Source organism: Xanthomonas sp. WHRI 1810A, assembly GCF_040202885.1.
Taxonomy (GTDB): domain Bacteria; phylum Pseudomonadota; class Gammaproteobacteria; order Pseudomonadales; family Pseudomonadaceae; genus Aquipseudomonas.
Genome location: NZ_JBEGED010000010.1, coordinates 215664 through 222101 on the forward strand (window position 1 = coordinate 215664; position 6438 = coordinate 222101).

7 protein-coding genes are annotated in these 6438 nt (G+C 62.1%); 2 read left to right on the top strand and 5 right to left on the bottom strand.

Translation table 11 applies throughout. The features are described from left to right. The first annotated feature begins 65 nt into the window (after window positions 1-65). The gene (locus tag ABQX22_RS16635; RefSeq protein ID WP_349800957.1) at window positions 66-920 is read left to right on the top strand and encodes a hypothetical protein; all 855 of its coding nucleotides are present in this window, start codon (window positions 66-68) and stop codon (window positions 918-920) included. Between the two features lie 179 nt (window positions 921-1099). On the opposite strand, the gene ABQX22_RS16640 is transcribed toward ABQX22_RS16635, so the two are convergent. Genes ABQX22_RS16640 through ABQX22_RS16650 form a run of 3 tightly spaced genes read right to left on the bottom strand, consistent with a single transcriptional unit; the run spans window position 1100 to window position 3688 of the window. Beyond that, a complete protein-coding gene (locus ABQX22_RS16640; RefSeq protein ID WP_349800958.1) occupies window positions 1100-2149 on the bottom strand; it encodes an alkene reductase in 1050 nt (349 codons plus the stop codon). Between the two features lie 43 nt (window positions 2150-2192). Beyond that, a complete protein-coding gene (locus ABQX22_RS16645) occupies window positions 2193-3359 on the bottom strand; it encodes an MFS transporter (protein WP_349800959.1) in 1167 nt (388 codons plus the stop codon). Window positions 3360-3385: 26 nt separating this feature from the next. Further along, entirely contained in the window at window positions 3386-3688 is a 303-nt protein-coding gene (locus ABQX22_RS16650; RefSeq protein ID WP_441005299.1) for an ArsR/SmtB family transcription factor, read from the bottom strand. Window positions 3689-3959: 271 nt separating this feature from the next. Here ABQX22_RS16650 and ABQX22_RS16655 point away from each other — a divergent pair, with 271 nt between their 5' ends. Then, the gene (locus tag ABQX22_RS16655; protein ID WP_349800960.1) at window positions 3960-4556 is read left to right on the top strand and encodes an ACP phosphodiesterase; all 597 of its coding nucleotides are present in this window, start codon (window positions 3960-3962) and stop codon (window positions 4554-4556) included. Here ABQX22_RS16655 and ABQX22_RS16660 read toward each other — a convergent pair. Both ABQX22_RS16660 and olsB read right to left on the bottom strand, forming a co-directional pair. Beyond that, entirely contained in the window at window positions 4517-5305 is a 789-nt protein-coding gene (locus tag ABQX22_RS16660; protein WP_349800961.1) for a lysophospholipid acyltransferase family protein, read from the bottom strand. The two genes, ABQX22_RS16655 and ABQX22_RS16660, sit on opposite strands and share 40 nt — an antisense overlap. Then, window positions 5305-6060: an L-ornithine N(alpha)-acyltransferase gene (olsB, locus tag ABQX22_RS16665; protein ID WP_349800962.1), complete on the bottom strand. Its 756-nt coding sequence runs from the start codon at window positions 6058-6060 to the stop codon at window positions 5305-5307. Before olsB ends, ABQX22_RS16660 begins: the two co-directional genes overlap by 1 nt. Window positions 6061-6438 lie beyond the last annotated feature (378 nt).

A 6438-nucleotide genomic window follows, 5' to 3' on the forward strand; every position in this document is an offset into this window, starting at 1 on the left:
GGCCATGCCGACATCCATGGTTATACTGGCCACATTCAGTTTCAGCGGATTTCAAAGGGACATTCATGCGCAAAGATCCATACGACGACGTCGATGACATCCCGCACCTCAGCGCCAAGGATGATGACGACGAGGATTTCTCGCCGGCCCCGGGCGCCCGCGACCGCACCACGGTCTACTCGCGCACCACGCCAGTGGTGAAAGTCAAAGCGCCGGGCACTGGCGCGCTGTGGGCGTTGATCTGCGTACTGTTCATCGCATTCTGCGGGCTTGGCTGGTGGAGTTATCAACAGGTCTCGCTGATGGAGCAGCAGCTGGTCGCAACGCAGGAAAGCTTCGCCCGTATCAGTGAGGAAGCGGCGGGGCGGCTGCAGGACATTTCCGGCAAGGTCACGGCCACGGAAACCTTCGCCAGCAGCGGCGGCGAAGCGCTCAAGGCGCAGATCAAGGAATTGCAGGACAAGCTGGACGACCAGAGCAAACAGCAGCAGGGCGTGGCTGGCGCGCAAGGCGGTCTGGACAAGCGTCTGGAACTGATCGCGACTCAGGCGACCCAGCAGCAGGCGACCAACACCCAGTTGCAGGACCAGCTCAAAGCGGTGTCGACGGAACTCGCGGCGTTGAAATCGTCGCTGCCGGACACGAAGTCGGCCCAGTCGGCGCAGGACAAACTCGACGCAGAGATCAAAAGCGTGGCCGCAGACGTGGCGGCCCTGAAAAAGAGCAACCCGGGCCCTGCAATTGATCGGCTGGAGCAGGACATGATCGTGCTCAAGAGCGAGCAGGAAAACCGCCCGGCCGCCTCGGCAGGCGCCACGACCGCGGAATTCGATGCGTTTCGCGGGCAGGTGACGCGCAACATCAATACCCTGCAAAGCCAGATTCAGACGTTGTCGCAGCGGATCAACGCCCGGCCGTGATGGATTGACTGTCTGTAGGAGCGCGCTTGCCCGCGAAGGCGGTGTGTCAGCCATAAATACGTCGCTGATGTGCCCCTATCGCGGGCAAGCGCGCTCCTACAATGAGAACGTTTTTACCGCTCAAAAAAAAAACCCCGACTCATCACTGAGCCGGGGCTTTTTGCCGCTCAGACCAACGATTACAGCGCCGGGTAGTCGATGTAGCCCGCTGCGCCGCTGCTGTAGAAGGTTTCCGGGTGCGGCTCGTTCAGCGCGGCATCCTTGGCCAGACGTGCCGGCAGGTCCGGGTTGGCAATGAACGGCACGCCCCACGCCACCGCGTCGGCCTTGCCCTCGGCCAGCCAGGCATTGGCGCTTTCCTTGGTGAACTTCTCGTTGACGATGTAGGCGCCGCCGAACGCTTGCTTCAGGCGTGGGCCCAGGCTGTCGTCCAGTTCACGTTCGCGGGCGCAGATGAAGGCGATCTTGCGCTTGCCCAACTCGGTGGCGACGTAGGTGAAGGTCTCGGCCAGGTTGTCGTCGCCCATGTCGTGCAGGTCAGCACGCGGGGACAGGTGCATGCCGACACGGGCCGCATCCCAGACTTCCAGCACGGCGTCGGTCACTTCCAGCATCAGGCGCGCACGGTTTTCGATGGAGCCGCCGTATTCATCCGTGCGGGTGTTGGTGCTGCTTTGCAGGAACTGATCGAGCAGATAACCGTTGGCGCCGTGTATCTCGACGCCGTCGAAGCCTGCCGCCTTGGCGTTTTCCGCACCGGTGCGATAGGCGTCGACGATGTCAGCGATTTCCGCCAGCTCCAGCGCGCGCGGTGTCGGGAATTCAGTGATCGGACGTACCAGGCTGACGTGGCCCTTGGGTTGAATCGCGCTGGGCGCAACCGGGGTTTCACCGTTCAGGTACAGCGGGTGAGAGATGCGGCCCACGTGCCACAGTTGCAGCACAATCTTGCCGCCTGCGCCGTGCACGGCTTTGGTCACGTTGCTCCAGCCACGCACCTGATCGTTGGACCAGATGCCGGGGGTGTTCGGGTAGCCGACGCCCATTTCAGTGACCGACGTGGCCTCGGAAATGATCAGGCCGGCGGAGGCACGCTGAACATAGTATTCAGCCATCATCGCATTCGGCACGCGGCCTTCATCGGCGCGGCAGCGTGTCAGCGGTGCCATGATGATGCGGTTCGCCAGTTCCAGGTCGCCCAGCTTGATCGGGTCAAAAATAGTGGTCATTCGCAAAAATCCTCTTGCAGTCGTTAAAGGAAAAATCAGGGAATCAGGGTGTCGCAGGGGCCAGTTCGGCGTTGCCGCGCTGACGGAAATTGATCAGGGTCACCAGCAGCGCCACCACGGCCAGCGCAGCGGCGGCCAGCGGTACGCGGGTCAGGCCGAAGCCTTGTTCGATGACCGTGCCGCCGATCCATGCGCCCAGGGCGTTGCCGATGTTGAAGGCGCTGATGTTCAGGGTGGACACCAGATTCGGTGCGTCCTTGCCGAAGGTCACCACGTTGATCTGCAGCGCCGGCACGGCGGCAAAGGTGGCGGTGGCCCACAGGAACAGGGTGATTTCGGTGGGGATCAGCGCGACGCTGGTCCAGCTCAGTGCGGTGGAGATCACCGCCATGGCGATGAACACGCCGATCAGCGTGGCCGCCAGGCGCCGGTCGGCCAGCTTGCCGCCGATGATGTTGCCCACCGTCAGGCCCAGGCCAATCAGCAACAGGGTCCAGGTGATGCCTTTGGGGGAGACGCCGGTTACGTCACCCAGCAGCGGCGCGACGTAGGTGAACAGCGCGAACATCGAGGCGGAAAACAACGCCGTCATGCTCAGCGATAGCCAGATGCCGGCGCCCTTGAGCGCACCCAGTTCGGCGCGCATGTCGATTTTCTCTTCATCGCGCCGGGTGGGCAGGTAACGGATGAGCCCGATCAGTGCGAGCACACCGATGACGGTCACCGCGAAAAACGTCGACCGCCAGCCGGCGAATTGTCCCAGCGCCGTGCCCAGCGGGACGCCCAGCACGTTGGCCAGGGTCAGACCGGTGAACATCAGCGCCACCGCAGAAGCGCGACGGTTGGCCGGCACCAGGCCTGCCGCCACCACCGATCCGATGCCGAAGAAGGCGCCATGACACAGGGCGGTCACGATCCGCGCAAACATCAGGATGTTGTAGTCGGCGGCCACTGCGCACAGCAGATTGCCAATGATGAAAATGGCCATCAACGTGATCAGCGCGGTTTTGCGCGCAAGCCTGGAGGTGGCCATGGCCATGAACGGCGCACCGATCGCTACACCCAGGGCGTAACCGGTGACCAGCCAGCCGGCACCGGGAATCGAGACGCCCAGGTCGGTGGCCACTTCGGGCAGCAGGCCCATGATGACGAACTCGGTGGTCCCGATGGCGAACGCGCTCAGGGCCAAGATAAGAAGCGATAGAGGCACGAAGCGTCTCCTTGAAATGTCGGGGGTCAGAGCTGCTCGGACAGGGCTTTCAAAAACGCCTGGATGGCGTCTTCGTCGCGTCGGAAGAAGTGCCACTGGCCGTACTTTTTGCTGCTGATCAGGCCGGCGCGTTGCAGGGTCGCCAGGTGAGCGGAAATCGTCGACTGGGACAGCCCGGCGCGCTGGTCGATCTGACCGGCGCAGACACCGTTTTCCAGCGAGTGCTCCTGATCGGGAAAACACGCTTGCGGGTCTTTGAGCCACCCCAGGATCTGGCGGCGAACCGGATGAGCCAGGGCTTTTATTATTTCGTCGAGGTCGATAGGCATGTCGTTCTCAATAGGGTTCAGCGGTATATCGCGATGGGGCGAACTTTATATTGGTATTTCGCGATATACAAATATGAAAGCGTTCTGAGAACATCGCGAAACGCTATATCGGGTTATAACGATATAGGTGTTTCCGGGAAGTGCACGTAGCCCTGATTTGTTGGAGCGAGGCTTGCCCGCGAAGCTCATCACACGGTATGTCTGACACAACCCGTTCACCTTCTTCGCGGGCAAGCCTCGCTCCAACCTTCAAAACAGGTGATTCCATCCCATGAACTACCTCGCTCACCTTCACCTCGGCGGCCAGCGCCCGGAGCAATTGCTCGGCAGTCTCTACGGCGATTTCGTCAAAGGCCTGTTGCCGGGTCGGTTCCCGCTGGAGATTGAAGAAGCGATCCGCCTGCACCGACGCATCGATGCGTTTACCGACGCGCATCCGCTGATCAAGCGCGCCATGGGCCGCTTCCCGGCGGAGCGTCGTCGTTATGCGGGGATCGTGCTGGATGTGTTCTTCGATCATTGTCTGGCGCGAGACTGGCAGCGCTATGCCGATGTGCCGCTGGAGGCGTTCACCGATAATGTTTACCGCGTACTGGCCGACGAGCCTGCGTTGCCTGAACGTCTGGCATTCATCGCGCCGCGTATGGCGGCGCAGGACTGGCTCGGTTCGTATCGGGATTTCGACATGGTGGGCGACGCGTTGGCCGGGATTGCCCGCAGGCTGTCACGGCCCGAAGGGCTGGCAGGCGCCATGCAGGAACTGCGCGGTCTGTACCAGCCGTTGAGCGAGGATTTCGCCGAGTTTTATCCACAGGTCCAAGCGTTCGCTCAAGCGGCTTTGGATTCTCGACGCGGCACCACGGCTTGAGGGATCTCGCCAAACAAGGCCACTTGCACCGCTTGCTGAGCTTCATATGCCAGCGCCGCGCGTTCCTTGCCCAGGGTCTGGATCGGCTTCAGCAGATGGATGTGCACATCCCCTTGCTCGTTGGCGAACAACCGGCGCAAGTGCGACAGCAGATCGTCATCGCCAATGAACGGCGCAATCGGATCGGGTTTGCCGTTACGCAGGTACTGAATCGCCACCGGTTGCAGCGGCACGCCGGTTTCCACCGCGCTCGACAGCAGACGCCCGTGGAAGGTGCGCAGGCTGCGCCCATCAGTGGTGGTGCCCTCGGGGAAGATCATCAGCGGATGATTGCCCAGCAGGTGTTGCCCGATCTGTTTCTGGATCAGCTTGCTGTCGCCCGAACCGCGACGAATGAACAGCGTGCCCGCTTTCAGTGCCAGCCAACCGGCCACCGGCCACGTGCGCACCTCGGCCTTGGACAGAAACGACAGCGGCGCCAGCATGCCCAGCAGCGGAATATCAGTCCAGGACACGTGATTGCTGACCCACAGCATGGGCGTGGTGGGCAGTTGGCCGCTGACCGTGACGCGGAAGGGCAGGGCGCCGGTCAGGTGCGCCATGAACCAGCTGCTCCAGCGCTGACGGCGGGCCATCGAGTGGCCGATGCGCAAGCGCTCCATGAGGGTAAAGGTGCCGGCGATGGTCAGCCCCAGCGCGATCACCGCCAGCACCCGAGCGACGCGCGCATAGCTGCGCAACCGGCTCATTACACTGCTGCCTTGAAGTGGCGGGCGTAGCGTGGGCACAGCTCGTCGCGCTTGAGCAGGATGAATACGTCGGCCACCTGGAAATCCTCGTCCCAGCACGGCTCGCCGCAGATCTTCGCGCCCAGGCGCATGTAGGCCTTGAGCAGTGGCGGCATTTCGCAGATCACGTTGTTGGGCAGATCAAGGGTGGGCAGCGGGTTTTTCGGTTCGGCCCGCAGGTTTTCGGTGCACAGGTAACGTTCGCGCAGGCGCTGCATGATGGCGTGGGCCTGGATGCCGCCGTCCTGCATCGGGATGCTGGCGCAGCCCATGAGGTAGCTGTAGGCGCCCTCGTTGAGGATCTCGGCCAGCTCGCTCCACAACACCGCAATGGTGCCGCCGTTGCGGTAGGCCGGGTCCACGCAGGTGCGGCCCAATTCCAGGATCGGGCCCTGTAAATGGCCCAGGCCGTGGAGGCTGAATTCTTCTTCGCTGTAGAACTTGCCCAGTGTGCTGGCGGCCTTGTGGTCCAGCAGGCGGGTGGTCGCCACCAATTGCCCGGTGGCCAGGTCGCGCACGCCGATGTGTGCGCAATGGACGTCGTAGTCGTCGATGTCCAGACCCAGCTCGGCACCCTTGAGTTTTGCGTTGAATTCGCCACTGAAGACGCTGAAACGTAAAGCCTGGGCTTCCTGCAGGGCTTTGCTGCCAACCAGGCGTTCAGCCTGAAGTCGTCGGTCTGCGCGGGTGTCTCGAATGCTGGCGATCTGAGTCATGCGTCGTCTCCGTGGGCCAGCCTGGATAAAGGCCGGTCGACTGTATGGTTTGAACCATTGCTTCACAGATGCAGGCTATTTAGGGGCGATGTCACGACTATTAAGCTTTGGTGATGGTTGCGTGACAGGGCACGACGGGAGAAAAAGCATCAGGCGCGACGCAGGACCTGTAGGAGCGAACTTGTTCGCGAAAGCAGGTGTTCAGCCAACGAAAATGGCCTGAATGTACTGACCTCATCGCGGGCAAGCGCGCTCCTACAGATCGGTGGTGCTCCGCCAGTTTGGGAGGCACCGCAGCATTGCTTCTGCCCGGAGGGCGTGGGAGTTGACTTGTCGACGATGGGTTGCGCAGCAGCCCCAAAGCCAAACGCCTCGGTG